This is a genomic window from Enterobacter nematophilus (genome assembly GCF_026344075.1).
In the GTDB taxonomy this organism is placed as follows: domain Bacteria; phylum Pseudomonadota; class Gammaproteobacteria; order Enterobacterales; family Enterobacteriaceae; genus Enterobacter; species Enterobacter nematophilus.
The window spans coordinates 192,630-214,645 of the sequence record NZ_JAPKNE010000007.1 but is presented as its reverse complement, the minus strand read 5'-3'; the positions used below and the strand labels follow the sequence as shown (position 1 = coordinate 214,645).

Here is a 22,016-nt window from a genome sequence, read left to right as displayed (position 1 = left end):
TCCTTGAGAGTCCTGAAGGAACGTTGAAGACGACGACGTTGATAGGTCGGGTGTGTAAGCGCAGCGATGCGTTGAGCTAACCGATACTAATGAACCGTGAGGCTTAACCTTACAACGCCGAAGGTGTTTTGGCGGTGAGAGACACGATATTTTCAGCCTGATACAGATTAAACAGAATTTGCCTGGCGGCTTTAGCGCGGTGGTCCCACCTGACCCCATGCCGAACTCAGAAGTGAAACGCCGTAGCGCCGATGGTAGTGTGGGGTCTCCCCATGTGAGAGTAGGGAACTGCCAGGCATTAATTAAGAAGAACCCCGTACCGAAAGGTGCGGGGTTTTTTGCTTTGTGCTTTTCCTCGCTGGCATTTCTCTTAATCCCTTATCCTGCTAATGGAATGTGTGATCTCTGTCTCAATGTTATTTATAACAAAATTATAACATTTCATTTACGAGGTAATTGAGTCTGCTGGCTCAATACGCCGCTGTTTATGGCAGGAGCATAATCACAATGACAGAAAGCATTGCATCAAACGGGACGCTGGCTAACAGCGATACCCGAAGAAGGGTATGGGCAATCGTCAGCGCCTCTTCAGGGAACCTGGTAGAATGGTTCGATTTTTACGTCTACTCATTCTGTTCACTCTACTTCGCACATATTTTCTTCCCCTCCGGCAACACCACGACGCAGCTTCTACAAACAGCAGGAGTATTTGCGGCAGGATTCTTAATGCGACCCATCGGTGGCTGGCTGTTTGGCCGCATTGCTGATCGTCGCGGGCGTAAGGCCTCCATGCTGATCTCCGTATGTATGATGTGCTTTGGTTCTCTGGTGATCGCCTGTTTACCAGGATATGAATCGATTGGTACCTGGGCTCCTGCGCTGCTTTTGCTGGCCCGCCTATTCCAGGGGTTATCGGTGGGCGGTGAATACGGCACCAGTGCGACCTATATGAGTGAAATTGCGCTGGAAGGCCGTAAAGGCTTTTACGCCTCATTCCAGTACGTCACGCTTATTGGTGGTCAACTGCTGGCGATTCTCGTCGTGGTGATCCTGCAGCAGATCCTGACAGACGAACAACTTCACGCCTGGGGATGGCGAATTCCTTTCGCGATGGGGGCCGTGCTGGCAGTTGTCGCACTTTGGCTACGCCGTCAGCTGGATGAAACCTCGCAGAAAGAGGTCAGAACGCTGAAGGAGGCGGGAACCTTTAAAGGGTTATGGCGTAACCGCAAGGCTTTCCTGATGGTGCTGGGCTTTACTGCGGGCGGTTCTCTCAGTTTTTACACGTTCACCACCTATATGCAGAAGTACCTGGTGAACACCACCGGGATGCACGCAAACGTCGCCAGCGTTGTAATGACCGTGGCGCTTTTTGTCTTTATGCTCATCCAACCGATCATCGGTGCGCTTTCGGATAAAATTGGCCGACGTTCGTCGATGCTGATTTTTGGCGGGCTGTCGGCGTTGTGTACCGTGCCTATTTTGTCTGCGCTCCAGCACGTATCATCGCCTTATGCCGCATTTGCGCTGGTCATGCTGGCAATGGTAATTGTCAGTTTCTATACCTCCATCAGCGGGATACTGAAAGCCGAAATGTTCCCGGCGCAGGTTCGTGCGCTGGGGGTTGGTCTTTCTTATGCGGTAGCCAACGCGTTGTTTGGCGGATCGGCGGAGTACGTTGCGCTGTCGCTTAAATCATGGGGAAGTGAAACGACATTCTTCTGGTACGTGACGGTAATGGGGGCGCTGGCCTTTGTTGTCTCCCTGATGCTGCATCGCAAAGGGAAAGGCATTCGTCTTTAATAATGCGCCATCTGCCACACGGCATAGCCGGTCGTTGCGCCGGCGACATCCCAGGCGAAATCTTTCCAGCTCCAGCCGCTCCCTGAGGGGCGGCTATCCCACAGTTCTTTTGATGCCCCAAGGCCCACTGAGAACATCAATCCTATCGCCGCGCTATGGTCCCGGCTGTATCCCTGATGCTGCGCGTACTCATTACCGGCTGCAGACAGCATAGCGGAAGCGAGGAAGTGTTGTGCTTTGTCCTGACCGGACCAGCTATCGTTGGCCATATGACTGCAGCCACTCAGAAAGAGGACGCTCAGTAACAGGAGGATGCGCATTATTGGGCTCCATAAAAAAGCCCTGCGGATAACAGGGCCTGGACATTACAGAATTCGGCTGATAAGTCGGTCAATACGGATACGACGCAAGCGGCGAATCAGCTTGCGGACTTTCACCGGATAATCGGCAATGCTCTGCAGCTCGCGGTAATGATTAACCACCGTGGTATGCGTGCGAATCAACTCCAGTTCACGCTCACGCTGTGCGGCTAACTCATGCTGCGGGTCATGGATCAGGATTGCGTTTTCCAGATCCAGTCGCCACGCGCGCGGGTTCAGGTTGTTACCGGTCAGCAGCATCCACTCATCGTCGACCCACATGCCTTTCAGATGGTAACTGTTGTCTTCATCTTTCCACAGACGCACAACCAGCTGGTCAGTATTTACGTAATACTGCAAACGGCTCAGGAAGCGGCGCAGGTTAATTTCGTAAAGGTAAGGCAGCGCACCGATGATTTTGAACGGCTGATCTTCAGGAATGAAGAAGTCGTTCGCCGTTTTATCCCCGACGATAATTTCCACTTTTTTACCATCGCGCAGCAGCTGAATGATATTACGCACCAGTACGGCAGGAAGGTTAAAGTACGGCGTGCAGATGGTGAGCTTTTGTTCCGCGCACGGCATCAGATGGAAGATCGTTTTATTCAGCAGGCTTGATTTGCCGAGCCCAACCAGCGGGGTAACGGATAACTCTTCGTTGTTTGCATCACCCTGGAAATGATAGACCGCATCGCGCAGCTCCTGGCGGAAGGCGCGAACATCATTTTTGATCTCCGGGCTCTTAGGACGCTCAGGATCGTCAAGGCGATTAACGCCACGGCCGTGTACCAGGTTTTTATCAACCCAGTTGAACATGATATCGGCCATCTGCGGATTACGGATCAGATGGTAACGATCGTAGCGATATTTATCGAGCTGATGAAGGTAAACGTCATTAAGACTGGCGCCGCTGTACAGAACGCTGTCATCAATGATGAATCCTTTAAAATGGAGGACGCCGAGCGCTTCGCGGGTATTCACCGGTACGCCATAAACAGGCACATCGACGCCAGGATTTTCCTGCGCCGTGCGGCAATACCAGTCTGCATTGGTATTTGAAGCGGCCGCGCCAATACGGCCACGCTGGGCGCGATGCCAGTCAACCAGCACGCGAACATCCAGTTCTGGACGCTGACGCTTGGCTTCATAGAGCGCGTTCAGGATCGCGCGCCCGCCTTCATCTTGTTCAAGATACAGGGCCACAATGCAAATGCGTCGCGTGGCACTGGCAATCTTTTCCAGAAGCGTCTCCCGAAAATGAGCGGGAGCGTAAAAGAACTCTACATCATCAACTGACTGAGAAATCTTCGGTAGTTGAGCAAGGTGTTGTTGATGTTTATTACGCTTAAATTTTGACAACATCACAGTGCGTTTCTTCTCTGTTCATTGAAGGGTTGTCTGTCCCATGCAAACAACATAAGCGGACAATGATACCACCAGTCCCGTCCAAAGTGGGTAACATTTCCAGTAGCTTACTCGGGTTTGTCTGCTGATGTCAGGCCCAAGGATAGGGCGACAATACCTTCGTCCAGCTGAATATCAACATCAAATCCGAGTTTTCGCGCCAGGGTCACCATACCGCGATTGTTCGGCATAGTAATGCCATTCAGACGTAACAATCCGTGATCTCGCGTATAACTGATGAGTTTTTCCAGCAGTCGTCTGCCCAGACCCAGGCCTTTAAGATCGGAGCGCACCAGCACAGCAAATTCCGCGTCGACGTTATCCGGGTCAGAAATTGCGCGCGTCACGCCCAGGATCTCATCGCCTTTATCAGAACGCCGAACGGCGACAAACGCCATCTCTCGATCGTAGTCGATCTGGGTCATATTGGCTAAATCATCGTGGGTAAATTCGTTGATTTCGCTAAAGTAGCGGTAATAGAGATCTTCTTTCGTAACCTGAGAGATGAAGGTACGCAGCTGCGGTTCATCTTCCGGCAGAATAGGGCGGAACAGGGCGCGTTCCCCATTCTTCATCTCAACCCACTCCTCCAGCTGCAGAGGATACGGACGGATCGCCAGTCGGCTCTCTCTGTCCCCTTCGAATCGGGCGATATCCAGCGTCACGTCCAGCGCCGTAAACTCAGTGCCGGAGGCGAGCAGCGGATGGATATCCAGCCGCTGGATCTCCGCACAATCGACAATCAGGTTAGACACCTGCACCAGGAACTGACTCAGCCCGGCTATATCGAGCGGACGCAGGGCGCTGCGGCCACGGATCTTTTTGCTTTTAATCGCCTGAATGATCAGATAGCGCGCCAGATTCATGTTCAGCGGCGGTAGCGCCACCGCGGCCTGCTCCTCCGGACGCCACTCAACGCCGCCTTCTCCCAGCATAATGAGCGGACCGAAGACGGGATCGTGTTCAACCACCACCCGCAGTTCCTGAGCGCCCGCGCGGTTAGCCATGCTCTGCACCAGCAGCCCGTGGATCCGTGCCTGCGGCCAGGCCATTTTGACGCGATCGAAAATGGCATCGGCTGCCTGCTGCACCTCCGTTGCCGTACGCAGGTACAACATGACCCCCTGAACGTCCGACTTATGCGGGATATCGGGGGAACGCAGCTTAAGGGCGACCGGGTAGCCAATCTGTTCGGCTATATGTACGGCCTCAGCGCTGTCGCTGGCGATCCAGGTCGGCAGAGTTTGCATCCCGTAGCTGCCCAGTATGGGCTGCACTTCATGCGTATCAAGCGAGGTCGCACCTTCTTCGATAGCCTGCTGTAATAGTCGGTGAACGTCGACGGTATTCGCCGTCAGGTTACCGGGCAACGCCGGGGTCTCGCGTAACTGCTTCTGATTGCGCCGATATTCCACCATATGCATAAATGCCGTGATGGTGCCTTCCGGCGTGCGGTAGGTTGGCAGTCCGGCTTCACTGAACAAGCGTCGCGCCTCCTGAGAGGAAAACTCACCGCACCAGTTGGTCAGCAGGGTGACGTATTTGCCGCGCGGATGGTTCCGTACTGCCTCAATCAGCGCTCGCGCGCTTTCACTGCCCGGCGCGACCGCGCTGGGGGAGTGGATAATCATCAGCGCATCGAAATCCTGGCTGTCCAGCAAAATGGAGATTGCCCTGATATAGCGATCGCTGCTGGCGTCATCGCGCAAATCTAGGGGATTGCCGGGCGTCACGCTTGCCGGAAGCGCCTCTCTGAGGCGTTGCAGCGTCTCTTCACCCAGCGTGGCCAGCTTGCCGTTACGCAGCCACAGCTCATCCAGCGCCAGCGCGGCGGGGGCCGCGCCATTGCTGACAATCATCAACTTCTCGCCGCGCAGCGGACGCATATGGCTTAGCGTCTCAACGGCGGAAAAAAGCTCGTGTGTATCCTGCACCCGCAGTAACCCCGCGCGCTGAATTGCAGCATCCCAGGCGGGGTCCATGCCGGAATGAGACTGCAGCAGACGCTGAGCCGCAGGGCTGCGACCGCTTTTGATAACGAGGATCGGTTTATTGCGCGATGCGCTACGCGAAGCGGAAACAAAACGACGGGCGTCGCTCAGGTGTTCAAGATAAAGGAGGATTGCGCTGGTTTTACTGTCTCGCGCCAGGAAATCCAGCAGCTCGTCAACGTCGATATCCAGGCTGTCGCCCAGGGCTATGAAGTAGGAGAATCCCATTTCACGCTGCTGCGCCCAGTCGAGGATGGTGTTCGATACCGCAGCCGACTGCGAGATAAACGCCAGCTTGCCTTTACGGATCGGCACCGGGGAGAAGCTGGCGTTCAGCCCCTGCCAGGGCGCGAGCAGACCCAGGCTGTTCGGCCCAAGAATGCGCATTTGAAAGCGGCTGGCGCAGGCCAGCAGTTCGGGCTGCTGTTCAGGCGGAGACGAGAGAATAATGCAGGTTTTACACCCTTTCTTGCCGAGTGACTCCAGCAGTTCCGGATTGCGTTTGGCGTTTGTACACAGAACGGCGAGATCCGGTACAAAAGGCAGGCTCTCCACGTCCGGCCAGGCCAGCACGCCCTGAACGGCCTTATAAGCCGGCGTGACGGGCATGACGGGACCGTTAAATCCTCCGGCCAGCAGGTTGCGCATCATCAGATAGCCTGCACGATCCGGTTTCATTGATGCGCCGATGACGGCAATGGATTTAGGACGGAGTAGCGCTTCTAACCCTCTCTGGCTCATGCAGGCCTCCTGTGAATGCAAGCGACCTGATGATTTTAAACGCTTTCTGTCTCCGTTGCTGTGATGCTGCCCTTATGAACGGTTTTTCCCGCCAGATAGCGCTCCCGGAAGCATGAGAAATGGTTGCCCAGGGCGCCTGCTGCAGCGGTATCTCCTGCTAAATCCAGCAGCGCGATGGCTACTTCGGCGGTGCAGTATTGCCCGTCAGCATGCGCTTCGCGCAGGCGGTAGGCCGAGACGCGGGAAAGATCGACAGAAATAACCGGAAGGGCGTCGAGGTAAGGGCTTTTGCGAAACATTTTCCGCGCTTCGGTCCAGGTACCGTCCAGCATAATAAACAGCGGCGGTTTTCCTGATGGCGGCGCAGTCAGAACCTGACGCTGTTCTCCTGCATAAGATGCCGGGAAAACCACCATCGGCTGGTAGTCCGGGCTTGCCACCAGGTCGAGCAGAGCCTGAGGTGGCTCAGTGCGCGACCACTGAAACGCGGCGGTATCCGGCAGAATATCGGCAATAAGACGCCCCGTATTGCTGGGCTTCATCGGCTCGGTATCGAACATCACCAGACAAAAGCGGCTCTCCGCCGTACTTGGGGCCAGCGTTTCGCACAGACACACCTTTAGCGGCAGCAGGCAGCGCTGACAGCGACGTATGCGGTTGCCACGAGCAAGAAAGGGGCGAGTCGCGCGCGCAAGGCGTTCGGCGCGTAATTTAAGGACGGCGTTATAAGTCATGGGCGAAATGGAGGAAAAACCCTATTTTCGCAGAGGCGGGAACGGGGCACAAGATGTGCCCCGGGAATGTTACAGCGATTCGTTTAACCAGCTATCGAAGGGGGCTTTTGGAACCGCACCGTTGAGCATATCGATCACTTCACCATTTTTGAAAATCATGATGGTCGGGATACTGCGAATACGAAAACGTGCGCTCAGCTCGCGTTCAGCTTCAGTATTGACCTTAACGAACCGCATTTTTCCGCTGCGCTCTTCGGCAACATCTTCGAAGATCGGCGCAAAGCTGCGGCACGGACCGCACCATGGCGCCCAGAAATCGACCACCACCGGGAGATCGTCCTTGAGGAGTTTGTCCAGCGTAGCACCCGTCGCGTTAATGACATCGCCATCAAACAATTCATGGCCACAACGTCCGCATTTCGCACCATCTTCAATCCGATCGTCCGGAATGCGATTAAGAGCCTGACAGTTGGCACATACGGTATTCATAACTAACCTCTGATAGAGCCGTGGGACAGCGGCAGAACGCCGATAATGTTTCTAATATGTTACATATTATCAATGAGCCTGTTTGAAACAACAATGCGTTTTATTCAATGAGAACAATAGTCACAGGCTTTTGTACGAAATTATGGCTATGCGCTGGCACATCGGGTAATCTGCGCGCTTCGCGCAGCGCTGGTGGAGAAAAGCATGAACGACGAAATGAAAAATAAAAGCGGCAAGGTCAAAGTGATGTATGTCCGCAGTGATGATGACTCTGATAAACGCACCCAAAATCCGCGTACCGGAAAAGGGGGCGGGCGTCCGGCGTCCTCTCGTGCAGACGGTGGCCGTCGCCCCGCCCGCGATGACAGAAATAACCGCGGTGATGACCGCAAACGCGACGATCGTCCGCGTTCCGACCGCCCACGTAATGACCGTTCACGCGACGATCGTCCGCGTGAAGACTTCTCACGTGATAACGCCTCCCCGTGGCGCACCGTATCTCGCGCCCCTGGCGATGAGACCCCGGAAAAAGCCGATCACGGTGGCATCAGCGGTAAAAGCTTTATCGACCCGGAAGTGCTGCGTCGTCAGCGGGCGGAAGAGACCCGCGTATATGGCGAGAACGCCTGCCAGGCGCTGTTCCAGAGCCGTCCTGAGTGTATCGTCCGCGCCTGGTTTATCCAGAGCGTGACCCCGCGCTTCAAAGAAGCGCTGCGCTGGATGGCGGCGAACCGCAAAGCCTACCACGTGGTTGATGATGCCGAACTGACAAAAGCGTCCGGTACCGAGCACCACGGCGGCGTCTGCTTCCTGATCAAAAAACGTAACGGCACGACCGTTCAGCAGTGGGTCAGCCAGGCGGATGCCGATGACTGCGTGCTGGCGCTGGAAGACGTGGGCAACCCGCACAACCTGGGCGCAATGATGCGCAGCTGCGCGCATTTTGGCGTGAAGGGCGTGCTGCTGCAGGATGCCGCGCTGCTGGAGTCCGGTGCCGCGATCCGTACTGCGGAAGGCGGAGCCGAGCACGTACAGCCGATCACCGGCGACAGCGTTCTGGATGCCCTCGAGCAGTTCCGCAAAGCGGGCTATTCCATCGTGACCACATCCAGCCATGCCGGTACGCCGCTGTTTAAAGCGACGCTGCCGCGCAAGATGGTGCTGGTGTTGGGTCAGGAACGCGATGGTCTGTCTGACGCGGCGCTCTCCAGTGCGGATCTGAGCGTCTCTATCGACGGAACGGGCAATGTGGAAAGTCTGAACGTATCCGTTGCGACCGGCGTGCTGCTGGCCGAGTGGTGGCGTCAGAATAAAGCGTAAGCCTCTTATGTGCCGGGCCTGACCCGGCACATTCAAACCCTACTCGCTCTCTGCCGGTAACACAGGCATCCAGTCAATTGGCGTTTCGCCACGTTTTTCCAGCCATTCATTTGCCAGAACAAAATGATTACTGCCAAAGAAACCGCGATGGGCAGACAGCGGTGACGGGTGCGGTGCCTTCAACACGTGATGGCGCTGACGATCGATAATCGCCCCTTTCTTCTGCGCGTGAGAACCCCAGAGTAAAAACACAACCCCTTCACGATGCTCGTTAATCAGGCTGATAACTTTATCGGTAAAGGTTTCCCACCCAAGGCTGGCGTGCGAGTGCGCCTGTCCCGCCCGTACGGTGAGCACCGTGTTCAGTAACAGCACGCCCTGGCGCGCCCAGCTTTCCAGATAACCGTGGTTGGGGCGGGTAAACCCGGGCACGGTTCCTTCCAGCTCTTTATACATGTTGAGCAGAGAAGGGGGGATAGCCACGCCTGGGCGTACGGAAAACGCCAGCCCGTGCGCCTGCCCAGGGCCGTGATAGGGATCCTGGCCCAGAATGACGACTTTCACATCGCTCAGCTCGGTATAGCGAAACGCGTTGAACACATCTTTTTGCGGCGGATAAATCGTCTGCCCGGACTGACGCTCAGCAGCAACGGTGCTGAGCGTATTGATAAAATAAGGCTGCTGCTTTTCTTCTGCCAGCACGTCATGCCAGGTTAAAGGTGTCGTCATGTCGCTCTCCTGCGAATCTCAATCTGTCACTAGCTTACCTGTTTAACTCTTGCGAGCAAAATTACGCGCTGAAATGCGTGCTAAGTAATTAAATTTATTTTGAAATGATGCAAGTTAAGTTGAAATGGTGGCGTCGTGAAATTGATCTAAAGCAATAAATTCAAACCACACTCTTTATGTGGTTGGTGTTTTTGTTGATTTAAATCAATAAATCGCCGTGGTGTGAATGATATATATACACACAAGAAACAATGGTTTTACCAATTGGCCGCGTAAGGCCAGCATCAGTTAATGTAGCCTAAGGGAGGCAACACATGATTACAGGTATCCAGATTACCAAAGCGGCAAATGACGATCTGCTCAACTCTTTCTGGCTGCTGGACAGCGAGAAAAATGAAGCGCGCTGTGTAGTCGCGAAAGCGGGTTTTGCTGAAGATGAAGTCGTGCCGGTGAACAAACTGGGCGAAATCGAATACCGTGAAATCCCAATGGAAGTGCAGCCGGAAGTGCGCGTTGAAGGGGGTCAGCACCTGAACGTTAACGTGCTGCGCCGCGAAACGCTGATGGATGCCGTTGAGCACCCGGAAAAATACCCACAGCTGACAATCCGCGTGTCTGGTTATGCGGTTCGCTTTAACTCACTGACTCCAGAACAGCAGCGCGACGTTATCGCCCGTACCTTTACTGAAAGCCTGTAAGGCTTCAGCTACGGGGGGTGAATAAAAAAGCCGGGGATTTCCCCGGCTTTTTCTTACTCTTCAGTCTTCGTTTCCTGCGCTGCAGCGCTTGGCTTACGACGCTTACCAATGTTTTTGGTATCGCGGTGACGCTGCTTCACCCGCGGCTTCTCTTTTTCTTTCTCTTTTCTCTCAGCACGTTTCGCGAGCGCTTTCTTGGACGGTTTACCCGTCATTTTTTCGCTCGGCGCACGTGTGGTTGGGCGCAAGCCATCAATAACGCGCGCTTTCAGCGGCTCGTCAACATAGCGGCCAATTTTCTGCAGCAGCAGGTAGTCATGCGCTTCAACCAGTGAAATCGCAATCCCTTTGCGGCCCGCGCGACCGGTACGGCCGATGCGGTGCAGATAGGTATCGCCGCTGCGCGGCATATCGAAGTTAATGACATGGCTCACGTCAGGGATGTCGATCCCACGTGCGGCAACGTCTGTTGCAACCAGCACGTTAACGCGGCCATCCGTCAGGCGCTTAATGCCTTCAGTACGCTTGATCTGCGCCATCTCACCTTCAAGATAGCAGTTGTTGATCCCGGCGTTACGCAGCATTTCAGCCAGCTCGTGCACGCGCTCGCGCTTACGCACAAACACGATGGTGCGGGTGGCGTCTTCCTGCTTCAGCAGGTGTTTGAGCAGTTCAACCTTGTGCTCAAGGTTGTCCGCACGGTAATACCACTGGTGGATCTTCTTACGCTCTCGCGTGGATGGCGTCGCAGAGACTTCCACCGGATCTTCCAGCAGGCGCTCTGCGAAGTCTTTAATCGCATCCCCTTCAAGGGTGGCAGAGAACAGCATCGTCTGGTTACGCCAGCGCGTTTCACCGGCAATATGCTCGATATCCTGCGCAAAGCCCATGTCCAACATGCGGTCCGCTTCGTCGAGGATCAGCGTTTCTACAGCGCGGCAGTCGAAGTTCTCTTCTTTAATATACTGCAGCAGGCGGCCCGTCGTCGCGACGACGATGTCCTGGTTTTCGCTGAACACTTCGGCGTGGTTCATATACGCAACGCCGCCGGTGATGGTAGCGATATCCAGATGCGTATTCGCCGCGAGTTCACGCGCGTGATCGGCAACCTGCATGGCCAGCTCGCGCGTAGGCGTCAGGATCAAAATACGCGGCGGGCCAGATTTTTTACGTGGAAAGTCGAGCAGGTGCTGCAACACAGGCAGCAAATAGGCTGCTGTCTTCCCCGTGCCGGTTGGCGCAGAACCGAGCACATCGCGGCCCTCAAGCGCAGGCGGAATGGCCGCTGCCTGAATGGCGGTCGGGCGTGTAAAGCCTTTGCTCTCAAGAGCATTGAGCAGGCTTTCATCGAGTTCAAGTTCGGAAAAAGTCGTTACAGTCATGTTCTACCTCTGTGTGGGGCGCTGATTATAGACGTTACGGCTGTAATCTTCATCTGTTTGTATGGATATCGCTTTGCGGCCACTTCGCTTTCCCCTATGCTACTCCAGTTTCACTTAGAAGGTTGTCCTGACATGTCTCAACTCAAAGCGCAGCTGCGCCGCGATGGTTTTACGTTTAAACAATTTTTTGTCGCTCACGATCGCTGTGCCATGAAAGTCGGTACAGACGGCATTTTACTGGGAGCATGGGCACCTGTCGCAGGTGTAAAGCGTATTCTTGATATCGGTACCGGCAGCGGGCTGGTGGCCTTGATGCTGGCGCAGCGTACTGAAGAGCATGTCACAATCGATGCCGTGGAGCTGGATGCGCAGGCCGCAGGGCAGGCGGGTGAAAACGCGGCCGAGTCCCCCTGGGCTGACCGGATAAGCGTTCAGTGCGCGGACGTGCTGGCCTGGGCGCCTGAGCAAACGGCGCGTTACGATCTGATCGTCAGCAACCCCCCTTACTACGAGCCCGGCGTGGAGTGCGGTTCACCGGAGCGTGAACAGGCGCGCTATACCGGTTCACTCGATCACAAAGCACTGCTCGTCAACGCGGCTGAACTTATCTCAGAAGAGGGCTTTTTCTGCGTGGTGCTGCCAGAAAGTACGGGCAATACGTTTATCGCTACCGCGCAGGAGATCGGCTGGACGTTACGTTTGCGAACTGACATCTCTGATACGGAAGGACGACTGCCGCACCGCGTACTGCTGGCGCTCTCGCCAAAAGAGGGTGAGTGTTTTAATGACCGCATGGTGATCCGTGGGCCAGACCAGCGTTATTCCGAAGATTACACCGCTCTGACCCAGGCGTTTTATTTGTTTATGTAAACCTGCGGGGCGAGTATCGACGGGCCGGACTCGGCAAGCTGATCCGGGTAGTCGAGTGTGTAGTGCAAACCGCGGCTCTCTTTACGCATCATCGCGCAGCGAACAATCAGCTCGGCAACCTGCACCAGATTGCGCAGCTCCAGCAGATTATTGGAGACGCGGAAATGGGCATAATATTCATCAATTTCCTGCTGCAGCATCGTGATGCGGCGCAACGCGCGTTCCAGACGTTTCGTGGTGCGCACAATCCCAACGTAGTCCCACATAAACAGCCGTAGCTCGTGCCAGTTGTGCTGGATCACCACCAGCTCGTCCGGGTTCTCCACGCGGCTTTCATCCCAGGCCGGTAAACGCTCTGTTTCACGGGCGTAAGGCATGCGCTTCGCGATGTCTTCCGCCGCTGACCAGCCGTACACCAGACACTCAAGCAGCGAGTTAGACGCCATACGGTTCGCGCCGTGTAGCCCGGTATAGCTGACCTCGCCAATAGCATACAGACCGTCTACATCAGTGCGCCCATGATCGTCAACCATCACGCCACCGCAGGTATAGTGGGCCGCAGGCACAATTGGCACCGGATCGCGTGTTAAATCAATGCCAAGATTGAGCAGCTTTTCGTAAATCATCGGGAATTGCTGGCGAATGAATTCTGCCGGCTTATGGCTGATATCGAGATACATGCAGTCCACGCCAAGGCGCTTCATTTCGTGGTCGATGGCGCGGGCAACGATATCGCGCGGCGCCAGTTCACCCCGGGCGTCAAAGTCCGGCATAAAGCGGGTACCGTCAGGGCGCTTCAGATAAGCGCCTTCGCCGCGCAGGGCTTCCGTCAACAGGAAATTGCGCGCCTGAGGGTGGAACAGGGCGGTGGGGTGAAACTGATTAAATTCGAGATTCGCCACGCGGCAGCCGGCGCGCCAGGCCATGGCGATACCGTCTCCGGAAGCGATATCCGGATTCGTGGTGTATTGATATACCTTAGAGGCGCCACCCGTAGCCAGTACCACAGCCTTCGCCTGACAGGTTTCCACCTTCTCTTTATTACGGTTCCAGACCCACGCCCCCACCACGCGACGCGTGCCGGGCAGGCCTATCTTGTCGGAAATGATCAGGTCAACCGCGTTGCTCCGCTCAAGGACCCGGATGTTAGGATGGTTCAGCGCTTTGCTGACCAGCGTGGTTTCCACTTCTTTTCCGGTAGCATCCGCGGCGTGGAGGATGCGGCGGTGGCTATGGCCGCCTTCACGCGTTAAGTGGTAGCTCTCTTCACCGTTGGGCTGAACCTGAGTATCGAATAAAACACCCTGATCGATAAGCCACTGAACGCAATGGCGGGCATTGCTGGCGACAAACTCTGCGGCGTGCGCATCCACGATCCCGGCCCCGGCAATCAGCGTATCTTCAACATGTGACGCGATGCTGTCGGTCTCGTCAAATACCGCGGCAATACCGCCCTGAGCATAAAATGTGGAGCCTTCGCTTATCGGGCCTTTGCTCAGAACGATGACGTTCTGATGTTCGGCCAGACGCAGCGCCAGAGAGAGACCGGCAGCGCCGCTGCCGATGATCAGTACATCACAATGAAGTTCAGGTGTTGTGTTCATGATTGTTGTTTAATTTACTAAACAGTGTTGGGGCAGAATAGCACCTGAATGCGAGATATCGCACGTTTTTTTTAATGAGAGTTGCAATGGCTAAACGCACACGCAGGGGTAAACGAAGGGTAAATGAATGAAATTATTTTGCGAAGCAGATCGTTAGCGTCAGATTTTGTGGTGAAATAAAGCCTGTGTTGCGTTACTCTTCTGGCGGGAAAAAGATGTTTCTTGTCAGAAAGTGGTGCGTATCGTGAACAGACTTATAATGAGAGAAAATGAATGGTCTGCGGCGCGATGAACAAAAACAAAGGCGTTACGGAACTTATTGAAGATCGGACACTCTAACCTGGTGCTTGCTCAAAGTGCGGTAGTTATAGAGTGGCGTTTCGATAACGCGTGGAATTTAGGTTTGGGGAGACATTACCTCGGATGAGCGAGCAGTTAACGGACCAGGTCCTGGTTGAACGGGTCCAGAAGGGAGATCAGAAAGCCTTTAACTTACTGGTGGTGCGCTACCAGCATAAGGTGGCGAGTCTGGTTTCCCGCTATGTACCGTCAGGTGATGTACCTGATGTGGTGCAAGAGTCTTTTATTAAGGCCTATCGCGCGCTGGAATCTTTCCGGGGAGATAGTGCTTTTTATACCTGGCTGTACCGTATTGCTGTCAATACGGCAAAGAATTATCTGGTTGCTCAGGGCCGTCGTCCGCCGTCCAGTGATGTAGACGCTATCGACGCCGAAAACTTCGAAAGTGGCGGTGCGCTGAAAGAAATTTCGAACCCTGAGAACTTAATGTTGTCAGAAGAACTGAGACAAATTGTTTTTCGCACGATCGAGTCGCTCCCGGAAGATTTACGCATGGCAATTACGTTACGGGAGCTTGATGGTCTGAGCTATGAAGAGATAGCCGCTATCATGGATTGTCCGGTCGGCACGGTACGTTCACGAATTTTCCGTGCGCGAGAAGCTATTGATAATAAAGTTCAACCGCTTATCAGGCGTTGACGATAGCGGGATACTGGAAAAGGTATTAGGCATGCAGAAAGAAAAACTTTCCGCTTTAATGGATGGTGAGACGCTGGATAGTGAGCTGCTCAACGAGCTGTCTCATTCTCCCGAAATGCAAGAGACCTGGGAGAGTTACCATCTCATCCGTGACACGCTGCGCGGTGATACCGGAGAGGTTCTCCATTTCGATATCTCAGCCCGCGTGATGGCGGCCATCGAGAATGAGCCTGTTCATCAGACCACTCCGCTGATTCCTGAAGCTCAACCCGCACCGCACCAGTGGCAGAAAATGCCGTTCTGGCATAAGGTGCGTCCGTGGGCCAGCCAGCTCACCCAAATGGGGGTGGCTGCATGCGTATCGCTTGCAGTTATCGTTGGCGTCCAGCACTATAATACTCAGTCTGAAACTAATCAGCAGCCAGAAGCGCCAGTGTTTAACACACTGCCGATGATGGGCAAAGCCAGCCCGGTAAGTCTGGGCGTACCGGCTGATGCCTCCGCCAGCGGCGGTCAGCAACAGCAGGTTCAGGAGCAGCGCCGTCGCATTAATGCGATGTTGCAGGATTACGAGTTGCAGCGTCGTCTGCACTCTGAACAGCTTCAGTTTGAGCAGGCCCAAACTCAGCAAGCTGCTGTGCAGGTGCCCGGAAACCAAACTTTAGGAACGCAATCGCAGTAATGAAGCAACTTTGGTTCGCCATGTCTCTGATGGCGGCTAGCCTGTTCTTCTCTGCTAACGCCTCGGCTGATGTTTCATCCGGGGCGTTGTTGCAGCAAATGAATCTGGCCAGCCAGTCACTCAATTACGAGTTGGCATTTATCAGCATCAATAAGCAGGGCGTCGAGTCGTTACGCTATCGCCATGCCCGTCTTGATAACCAGCCGCTCGCCCAGCTTTTACAGATGGATGGCCCTCGTCGGGAAGTTGTCCAGCGTGGCAACGAAATCAGCTATTTCGAGCCCGGTCTGGAGCCTTTCACGCTTAATGGCGACTATATCGTTGATTCTTTGCCGTCGCTTATCTATACCGACTTCAAGCGGCTTGCCCCTTACTATGATTTTATTTCGGTAGGGCGTACCCGTATTGCAGACAGGCTGTGTGAAGTGATCCGCGTGGTTGCGCGCGATGGCACGCGCTACAGCTATATCGTCTGGATTGATGCGGAAACCAAGCTGCCGATGCGCGTGGACCTGCTCGACCGCGACGGCGAGACGCTTGAACAGTTCCGTGTTATCTCCTTCAGCGTGAACAATCAGGTTGGCAATAGCATGCAGAATCTGGCGAAGGCCAGCCTGCCGCCGCTGCTTTCTGTTCCAGCAGGGGACTCCGCTAATTTCAACTGGGTGCCTTCCTGGATCCCACAAGGCTTTAGCGAAGTGTCCAGCAGCCGTCGTCAGCTGCCCACCATTGATACGCCGGTTGAATCACGCCTCTATTCCGATGGCTTGTTCAGCTTCTCGGTGAATATCAACCGCGCAACGGCAAACAGCGCTGAACAAATGCTTCGTACCGGGCGTCGTACGGTCAGCACCACGGTACGAGATAACGCAGAGATCACGATTGTGGGGGAATTACCTCCGCAGACGGCGAAGCGCATTTCAGACAGCATTAAATTCAGGGCCGCACAATGATTAAAGAGTGGGCGACCGTTGTCTCCTGGCAGAATGGCATTGCACTGGTCAGCTGTGATGTTAAAGCCTCATGCAATAGCTGCGCATCCCGAGCCGGTTGTGGCAGTCGCGTGCTGAATAAGTTAGGGCCACAGACATCGCATACGATCTCCGTGCCGAGCGAACAGCCGCTGGTGGCGGGTCAGAAGGTCGAACTGGGCATTACGGAAGGCAGTCTGCTTAGTTCCGCAATGCTGGTCTATCTCTCCCCGCTGGTGGGGCTGTTTGCCATGGGCGGCCTTTTCCAGATGCTGTTTGGTACCGACGTGGCCGCCATGTGCGGTGCTGCTTTGGGTGGCGTAGGGGGATTTTGGCTTGCCAAAGGCATCTCACCGAAGCTCGCCGCGCGCGAAGAGTGGCAGCCCGTTATTCTGAGCGTTGCGCTGGCGCCTGACCAACTTCGCGTCGAGACGCTCTCTTCTGAGGCCCGGTGATCCACCGGGCTTTATCATTATTTACATCTCAAAAAAGAAAACGCCATTTCTTCGCGCTATGCTTGGCTCTAAGTGCATTTCCAGGTTGCGGGTATGTAGTGTAGAATGCTGCGTTTTCGCACTGAAAAACGTCAGGCTAAGAACAGCGGCCTCCAGGAATTCGTAAGGCATAATTATTTAACTATATGAAGAACATACGTAACTTTTCGATCATTGCTCACATTGACCACGGTAAGTCGACGCTGTCTGACCGTATTATCCAGATTTGCGGTGGCCTGTCTGATCGTGAAATGGCAGCCCAGGTACTGGACTCCATGGACCTGGAACGCGAACGCGGTATCACCATCAAAGCGCAGAGCGTGACGCTCGACTATAAAGCTTCTGATGGCGAAACCTATCAACTGAACTTTATCGACACCCCAGGCCACGTTGACTTCTCCTATGAAGTTTCACGCTCGCTGGCGGCCTGTGAAGGCGCGCTGCTGGTTGTCGATGCCGGGCAGGGCGTTGAAGCCCAGACCCTGGCGAACTGCTACACCGCGATGGAGATGGATCTCGAGGTTGTGCCGGTTCTGAACAAAATCGATCTGCCAGCTGCCGATCCTGAGCGCGTGGCGGAAGAGATTGAAGACATTGTCGGCATTGACGCGACCGACGCCGTGCGCTGCTCCGCGAAAACCGGCGTGGGTGTTCCAGATGTGCTGGAACGTCTGGTGCGTGATATTCCACCACCGGAAGGGGACCCGGATGCCCCGCTGCAGGCGCTGATCATCGACTCATGGTTCGATAACTACCTGGGCGTAGTCTCTCTGGTGCGTATTAAAAACGGCACCATGCGTAAAGGCGACAAAATCAAGGTTATGAGTACCGGACAGGTCTACAACGCAGACCGTCTGGGTATCTTCACGCCAAAACAGGTTGACCGTACCGAGCTGAAATGCGGCGAGGTAGGCTGGCTGGTCTGTGCGATTAAAGACATCCTCGGCGCGCCAGTGGGCGATACCCTGACCGGCGCGCGTAACCCGGCAGACAAAGCGCTGCCAGGCTTCAAAAAGGTGAAACCGCAGGTTTACGCGGGTCTGTTCCCGGTCAGCTCTGACGACTACGAAAACTTCCGCGATGCGCTCGGCAAGCTGAGCCTGAACGATGCCTCCCTGTTCTACGAGCCAGAAAGTTCAACGGCGCTGGGCTTCGGCTTCCGCTGCGGCTTCCTCGGCCTGCTGCACATGGAGATCATTCAGGAGCGTCTGGAGCGTGAATACGATCTGGATCTAATCACCACCGCTCCGACCGTAGTCTACGAAGTGGAAACCACCTCGAAAGAAGTGATCTACGTCGACAGCCCGTCCAAGCTGCCGCCGCTGAACAACATTCACGAGCTGCGCGAGCCTATCGCAGAGTGTCATATGCTGCTGCCGCAGGAGTTCCTGGGCAACGTCATCACGCTCTGTATTGAGAAGCGTGGCGTGCAGACCAACATGGTTTACCACGGTAACCAGGTGGCGCTGACCTATGAAATCCCGATGGCGGAAGTGGTACTCGACTTCTTCGACCGTCTGAAGTCTACCTCCCGTGGCTATGCGTCACTGGATTACAACTTCAAACGTTTCCAGGCCTCCAACATGGTCCGCGTGGACGTGCTGATCAACGGCGAGCGTGTGGACGCGCTGGCGCTGATCACCCACAACGACAATGCGCCGTACCGCGGCCGCGAGCTGGTTGAGAAGATGAAAGATCTGATCCCGCGTCAGCAATTCGACATTGCGATTCAGGCAGCGATTGGCAACCACATCATCGCGCGTTCTACGGTGAAACAGCTGCGTAAAAACGTTCTGGCGAAGTGCTACGGCGGTGACGTCAGCCGTAAGAAAAAGCTGCTGCAGAAGCAGAAAGAAGGTAAGAAGCGTATGAAGCAGGTCGGTAACGTTGAGCTGCCGCAGGAAGCATTCCTTGCCATTCTTCATGTCGGTAAAGACGGCAAATAACCTTTAAGGAGTTGGCATGGCGAACATGTTTGCCCTGATCCTGGTCATCGCTACGCTGGTGACAGGCCTGCTGTGGTGTCTGGATAAGTTTATCTTCGCCCCAAAACGCCGTGAACGTCAGGCTGCCGCGCAGGCGGCTACTGGCGAACAGCTGGACGCGAAAACCCTGAAGAAAGTTGGTCCGAAACCGGGCTGGCTGGAAACGGGCGCGTCGGTATTCCCGGTGCTGGCGATTGTGCTGGTGGTACGTTCGTTTATTTACGAGCCGTTCCAGATCCCATCAGGTTCCATGATGCCAACGCTGCTGATTGGGGATTTTATTCTGGTGGAGAAGTTTGCCTACGGCATTAAAGATCCTATCTACCAGAAAACGCTGATCGAAACCGGTCATCCGAAACGTGGCGACATCGTGGTATTTAAATATCCGGAAGATCCGCGTCTGGACTACATCAAGCGTGCGGTAGGCCTGCCGGGTGATAAAGTAACCTACGATCCGGTTGCGAAGGAAGTCACCGTTCAGCCGGGCTGCAGCTCCGGTACCGCGTGTGAAAACGCGCTGCCAATCACCTACTCAAACGTTGAGCCAAGTGATTTTGTTCAGACCTTCGCCCGTCGTAACGGCGGTGAGGCGACCAGCGGGTTCTTCCAGTTGCCGAAAGGTGAAACCAAAGAGAACGGTATCCGCCTGGTCGAGCGTAAAGAGACGCTGGGCGACGTGACGCACCGCATCCTGACCGTGCCAATCGCTCAGGATCAAGTGGGGATGTATTACAAACAGCCGGGTCAGCAGCTGGCCAGCTGGATCGTACCGCCGGGACACTACTTCATGATGGGTGATAACCGCGATAACTCCGCGGACAGCCGTTACTGGGGCTTTGTGCCGGAAGCGAATCTGGTGGGTAAAGCAACCGCGATCTGGATGAGTTTTGAGAAGCAGGAAGGCGAATGGCCGACCGGCGTACGCCTGAATCGTATTGGCGGAATCCACTAATTCTCAGGAAAAGAACACGTAGCCGCGTTATTTCGCGGCTACGTGAATTATTTCCTCGATAAATCTCTTTGAACTAACGACATCCCCTGTCGTTGTGTATAGAATATTCCCCCGAAGTTTAAGGTTGGCCCTGCAAGGGTGCCACGGCACACGAAACCGCGTTGGTTTTCTCAGGTCGGTTTCGTGTGCTGCATTTTTGACGCATTCATTTATTGGTATCGCATGAACCCCATCGTAATTAATCGGCTTCAACGGAAGCTGGGCTACACTTTTCATCATCAGGAGTTGTTGCAACAGGCATTAACCCACCGCAGTGCCAGCAGCAAACATAATGAGCGTCTCGAGTTTCTGGGTGACTCTATTTTAAGTTTCGTGATTGCGAATGCGCTTTATCATCGTTTCCCGCGCGTGGACGAAGGTGATATGAGCCGCATGCGCGCCACGCTGGTTCGGGGTAATACCCTTGCGGAAATCGCGCGCGAATTTGAACTGGGCGAATGTCTGCGTCTTGGGCCGGGTGAACTGAAAAGCGGCGGCTTCCGTCGTGAATCTATTCTTGCCGATACGGTCGAAGCATTAATTGGTGGCGTGTTCTTGGACAGCGATATCCAGACCGTAGAAAAGCTGATCCTTAACTGGTATCAGACCCGTCTGGACGAAATCAGCCCGGGCGATAAACAAAAAGATCCGAAAACGCGCCTGCAGGAATATTTGCAGGGTCGTCATCTGCCGCTGCCATCCTATCTGGTGGTGCAGGTTCGTGGCGAAGCGCACGATCAGGAATTTACCATCCATTGCCAGGTCAGTGGCCTGAGTGAACCGGTGGTGGGCACAGGTTCAAGCCGCCGTAAGGCTGAACAGGCTGCCGCCGAACAGGCGTTGAAAATGCTGGAGCTGGAATGAGCGAAGAAAAAACCTATTGCGGATTTATTGCCATCGTCGGACGTCCGAACGTCGGCAAATCCACGCTGTTGAATAATCTGCTTGGGCAGAAGATTTCCATCACCTCGCGTAAGGCGCAGACCACGCGTCACCGCATCGTCGGCATCCATACTGAAGGCGCGTATCAGGCGATCTACGTCGATACCCCGGGCCTGCACATGGAAGAGAAGCGTGCCATTAACCGTCTGATGAACAAGGCGGCGAGCAGCTCCATCGGCGACGTAGAGCTGGTGATTTTTGTTGTGGAAGGCACCCGCTGGACGCCGGACGACGAGATGGTGCTGAACAAGCTGCGGGACGGCAAAACCCCGGTCATCCTTGCGGTCAACAAAGTTGACAACGTGCAGGAAAAAGCTGACCTGCTGCCGCACCTGCAGTGGCTGGGCAGCCAGATGAACTTCCTCGACATCGTACCGCTGTCTGCTGAGACCGGCCTGAACGTCGATACCATCGCGGGGATCGTGCGCAAGCATCTGCCGGAAGCGATTCACCACTTCCCGGAAGACTACATCACCGATCGCTCTCAGCGCTTTATGGCGTCTGAAATCATCCGTGAAAAGCTGATGCGTTTCCTGGGCGCTGAACTGCCGTACTCCGTGACGGTGGAAATTGAGCGTTTCCAGAGCAACGAGCGCGGTGGCTACGACATCAACGGCCTGATCCTCGTTGAGCGTGAAGGGCAGAAGAAGATGGTGATCGGCAACAAAGGCGCCAAGATCAAAACCATCGGTATCGAAGCCCGTAAGGACATGCAGGAGATGTTCGAAGCGCCGGTTCACCTGGAGCTTTGGGTGAAGGTGAAGTCTGGCTGGGCCGATGATGAGCGTGCTCTGCGCAGCCTCGGTTACGGCGAAGACCAGTAATTCA

The 22,016-nt window shown here is 54.9% G+C and carries 21 protein-coding genes and 2 rRNA genes; 15 read left to right on the top strand and 8 right to left on the bottom strand.

The genetic code is table 11. The features are described from left to right. The 3 genes from OSH03_RS17850 to OSH03_RS17840 all read left to right on the top strand — a co-directional run. Positions 1-111 (top strand): 23S ribosomal RNA (locus tag OSH03_RS17850); the annotation flags it as partial. A 70-nt stretch (positions 112-181) separates the two neighbouring features. Continuing rightward, positions 182-297, top strand: a 5S ribosomal RNA gene (gene rrf, locus OSH03_RS17845). Positions 298-507: 210 nt separating this feature from the next. Next, positions 508-1,803, top strand: a complete 1,296-nt coding sequence (locus OSH03_RS17840; RefSeq protein WP_266179720.1) for an MFS transporter — start codon at positions 508-510, stop codon at positions 1,801-1,803. Here the strand turns inward: OSH03_RS17840 and OSH03_RS17835 are convergent. The 5 genes from OSH03_RS17835 to trxC all read right to left on the bottom strand — a co-directional run bounded on the left by OSH03_RS17835 (position 1,800) and on the right by trxC (position 7,521). Next, entirely contained in the window at positions 1,800-2,123 is a 324-nt protein-coding gene (locus OSH03_RS17835; RefSeq protein WP_266179719.1) for a YfiM family lipoprotein, read from the bottom strand. The genes OSH03_RS17840 and OSH03_RS17835 overlap by 4 nt on opposite strands. 45 nt (positions 2,124-2,168) lie before the next feature. Then, positions 2,169-3,524, bottom strand: coding sequence for a CDP-diacylglycerol--serine O-phosphatidyltransferase (gene pssA / locus OSH03_RS17830; protein ID WP_023331103.1), 1,356 nt, complete (start codon positions 3,522-3,524; stop codon positions 2,169-2,171). 110 nt (positions 3,525-3,634) lie between these two features. Beyond that, positions 3,635-6,298 (bottom strand): bifunctional acetate--CoA ligase family protein/GNAT family N-acetyltransferase, encoded by a 2,664-nt coding sequence (locus tag OSH03_RS17820; protein WP_253543054.1) that lies wholly within the window; start codon positions 6,296-6,298, stop codon positions 3,635-3,637. 35 nt (positions 6,299-6,333) lie between these two features. Next, positions 6,334-7,032 carry a tRNA-uridine aminocarboxypropyltransferase gene (tapT, locus tag OSH03_RS17815; RefSeq protein WP_266179718.1) on the bottom strand — a complete coding sequence of 233 codons (699 nt, stop codon included), beginning with the start codon at positions 7,030-7,032 and terminating at the stop codon, positions 6,334-6,336. Between the two features lie 69 nt (positions 7,033-7,101). Continuing rightward, positions 7,102-7,521: a thioredoxin TrxC gene (gene trxC, locus OSH03_RS17810; protein WP_061097357.1), complete on the bottom strand. Its 420-nt coding sequence runs from the start codon at positions 7,519-7,521 to the stop codon at positions 7,102-7,104. A gap of 204 nt (positions 7,522-7,725) precedes the next feature. On the opposite strand from trxC, the gene OSH03_RS17805 reads away from it, so the two are divergent. Continuing rightward, positions 7,726-8,841 (top strand): tRNA/rRNA methyltransferase, encoded by a 1,116-nt coding sequence (locus OSH03_RS17805; RefSeq protein ID WP_266179717.1) that lies wholly within the window; start codon positions 7,726-7,728, stop codon positions 8,839-8,841. A 39-nt stretch (positions 8,842-8,880) separates the two neighbouring features. Here OSH03_RS17805 and ung read toward each other — a convergent pair whose 3' ends face one another. Further along, positions 8,881-9,570 (bottom strand): uracil-DNA glycosylase, encoded by a 690-nt coding sequence (gene ung / locus OSH03_RS17800; RefSeq protein WP_023333064.1) that lies wholly within the window; start codon positions 9,568-9,570, stop codon positions 8,881-8,883. 314 nt (positions 9,571-9,884) lie between these two features. Here ung and grcA point away from each other — a divergent pair, with 314 nt between their 5' ends. Then, positions 9,885-10,268 carry an autonomous glycyl radical cofactor GrcA gene (grcA, locus tag OSH03_RS17795; protein ID WP_061097359.1) on the top strand — a complete coding sequence of 128 codons (384 nt, stop codon included), beginning with the start codon at positions 9,885-9,887 and terminating at the stop codon, positions 10,266-10,268. 53 nt (positions 10,269-10,321) lie between these two features. Here the strand turns inward: grcA and srmB are convergent, their stop codons facing one another. Then, the gene (srmB, locus tag OSH03_RS17790; protein WP_041908660.1) at positions 10,322-11,650 is read right to left on the bottom strand and encodes an ATP-dependent RNA helicase SrmB; all 1,329 of its coding nucleotides are present in this window, start codon (positions 11,648-11,650) and stop codon (positions 10,322-10,324) included. 132 nt (positions 11,651-11,782) lie between these two features. Between srmB and trmN the strand changes: the two genes are divergently transcribed. Then, positions 11,783-12,520 (top strand): tRNA(1)(Val) (adenine(37)-N(6))-methyltransferase TrmN, encoded by a 738-nt coding sequence (gene trmN / locus OSH03_RS17785; RefSeq protein ID WP_151414123.1) that lies wholly within the window; start codon positions 11,783-11,785, stop codon positions 12,518-12,520. Here trmN and nadB read toward each other — a convergent pair. Continuing rightward, a complete protein-coding gene (gene nadB / locus OSH03_RS17780) occupies positions 12,505-14,124 on the bottom strand; it encodes an L-aspartate oxidase (RefSeq protein WP_266179716.1) in 1,620 nt (539 codons plus the stop codon). The two genes, trmN and nadB, sit on opposite strands and share 16 nt — an antisense overlap. Positions 14,125-14,467: 343 nt before the next feature. Between nadB and rseD the strand changes: the two genes are divergently transcribed. The 9 genes from rseD (at position 14,468) to era (ending at position 22,012) form a co-directional block, all read left to right on the top strand. Then, positions 14,468-14,551 carry a rpoE leader peptide RseD gene (rseD, locus tag OSH03_RS22210; RefSeq protein WP_231940818.1) on the top strand — a complete coding sequence of 28 codons (84 nt, stop codon included), beginning with the start codon at positions 14,468-14,470 and terminating at the stop codon, positions 14,549-14,551. After that, entirely contained in the window at positions 14,548-15,123 is a 576-nt protein-coding gene (gene rpoE, locus OSH03_RS17770; protein WP_028014102.1) for an RNA polymerase sigma factor RpoE, read from the top strand. The genes rseD and rpoE overlap by 4 nt, the downstream gene beginning before the upstream one ends. A gap of 31 nt (positions 15,124-15,154) precedes the next feature. Then, positions 15,155-15,805 carry an anti-sigma-E factor RseA gene (gene rseA / locus OSH03_RS17765; RefSeq protein WP_061097363.1) on the top strand — a complete coding sequence of 217 codons (651 nt, stop codon included), beginning with the start codon at positions 15,155-15,157 and terminating at the stop codon, positions 15,803-15,805. Further along, on the top strand, positions 15,805-16,758 hold the full coding sequence (gene rseB, locus OSH03_RS17760; RefSeq protein ID WP_061097364.1) for a sigma-E factor regulatory protein RseB: 954 nt from the start codon (positions 15,805-15,807) through the stop codon (positions 16,756-16,758). Before rseA ends, rseB begins: the two co-directional genes overlap by 1 nt. Continuing rightward, on the top strand, positions 16,755-17,231 hold the full coding sequence (gene rseC, locus OSH03_RS17755) for a SoxR-reducing system protein RseC (protein ID WP_151414122.1): 477 nt from the start codon (positions 16,755-16,757) through the stop codon (positions 17,229-17,231). Before rseB ends, rseC begins: the two co-directional genes overlap by 4 nt. Positions 17,232-17,416: 185 nt before the next feature. Then, positions 17,417-19,216, top strand: a complete 1,800-nt coding sequence (lepA, locus tag OSH03_RS17750; protein WP_061097366.1) for a translation elongation factor 4 — start codon at positions 17,417-17,419, stop codon at positions 19,214-19,216. Positions 19,217-19,232: 16 nt separating this feature from the next. Further along, complete coding sequence (gene lepB, locus OSH03_RS17745; RefSeq protein ID WP_266179715.1) at positions 19,233-20,207, top strand: signal peptidase I; 975 nt, start codon at positions 19,233-19,235, stop codon at positions 20,205-20,207. A gap of 222 nt (positions 20,208-20,429) precedes the next feature. Then, entirely contained in the window at positions 20,430-21,110 is a 681-nt protein-coding gene (rnc, locus tag OSH03_RS17740) for a ribonuclease III (RefSeq protein ID WP_003860711.1), read from the top strand. Continuing rightward, positions 21,107-22,012, top strand: a complete 906-nt coding sequence (gene era, locus OSH03_RS17735; protein ID WP_028014097.1) for a GTPase Era — start codon at positions 21,107-21,109, stop codon at positions 22,010-22,012. Before rnc ends, era begins: the two co-directional genes overlap by 4 nt. Positions 22,013-22,016 lie beyond the last annotated feature (4 nt).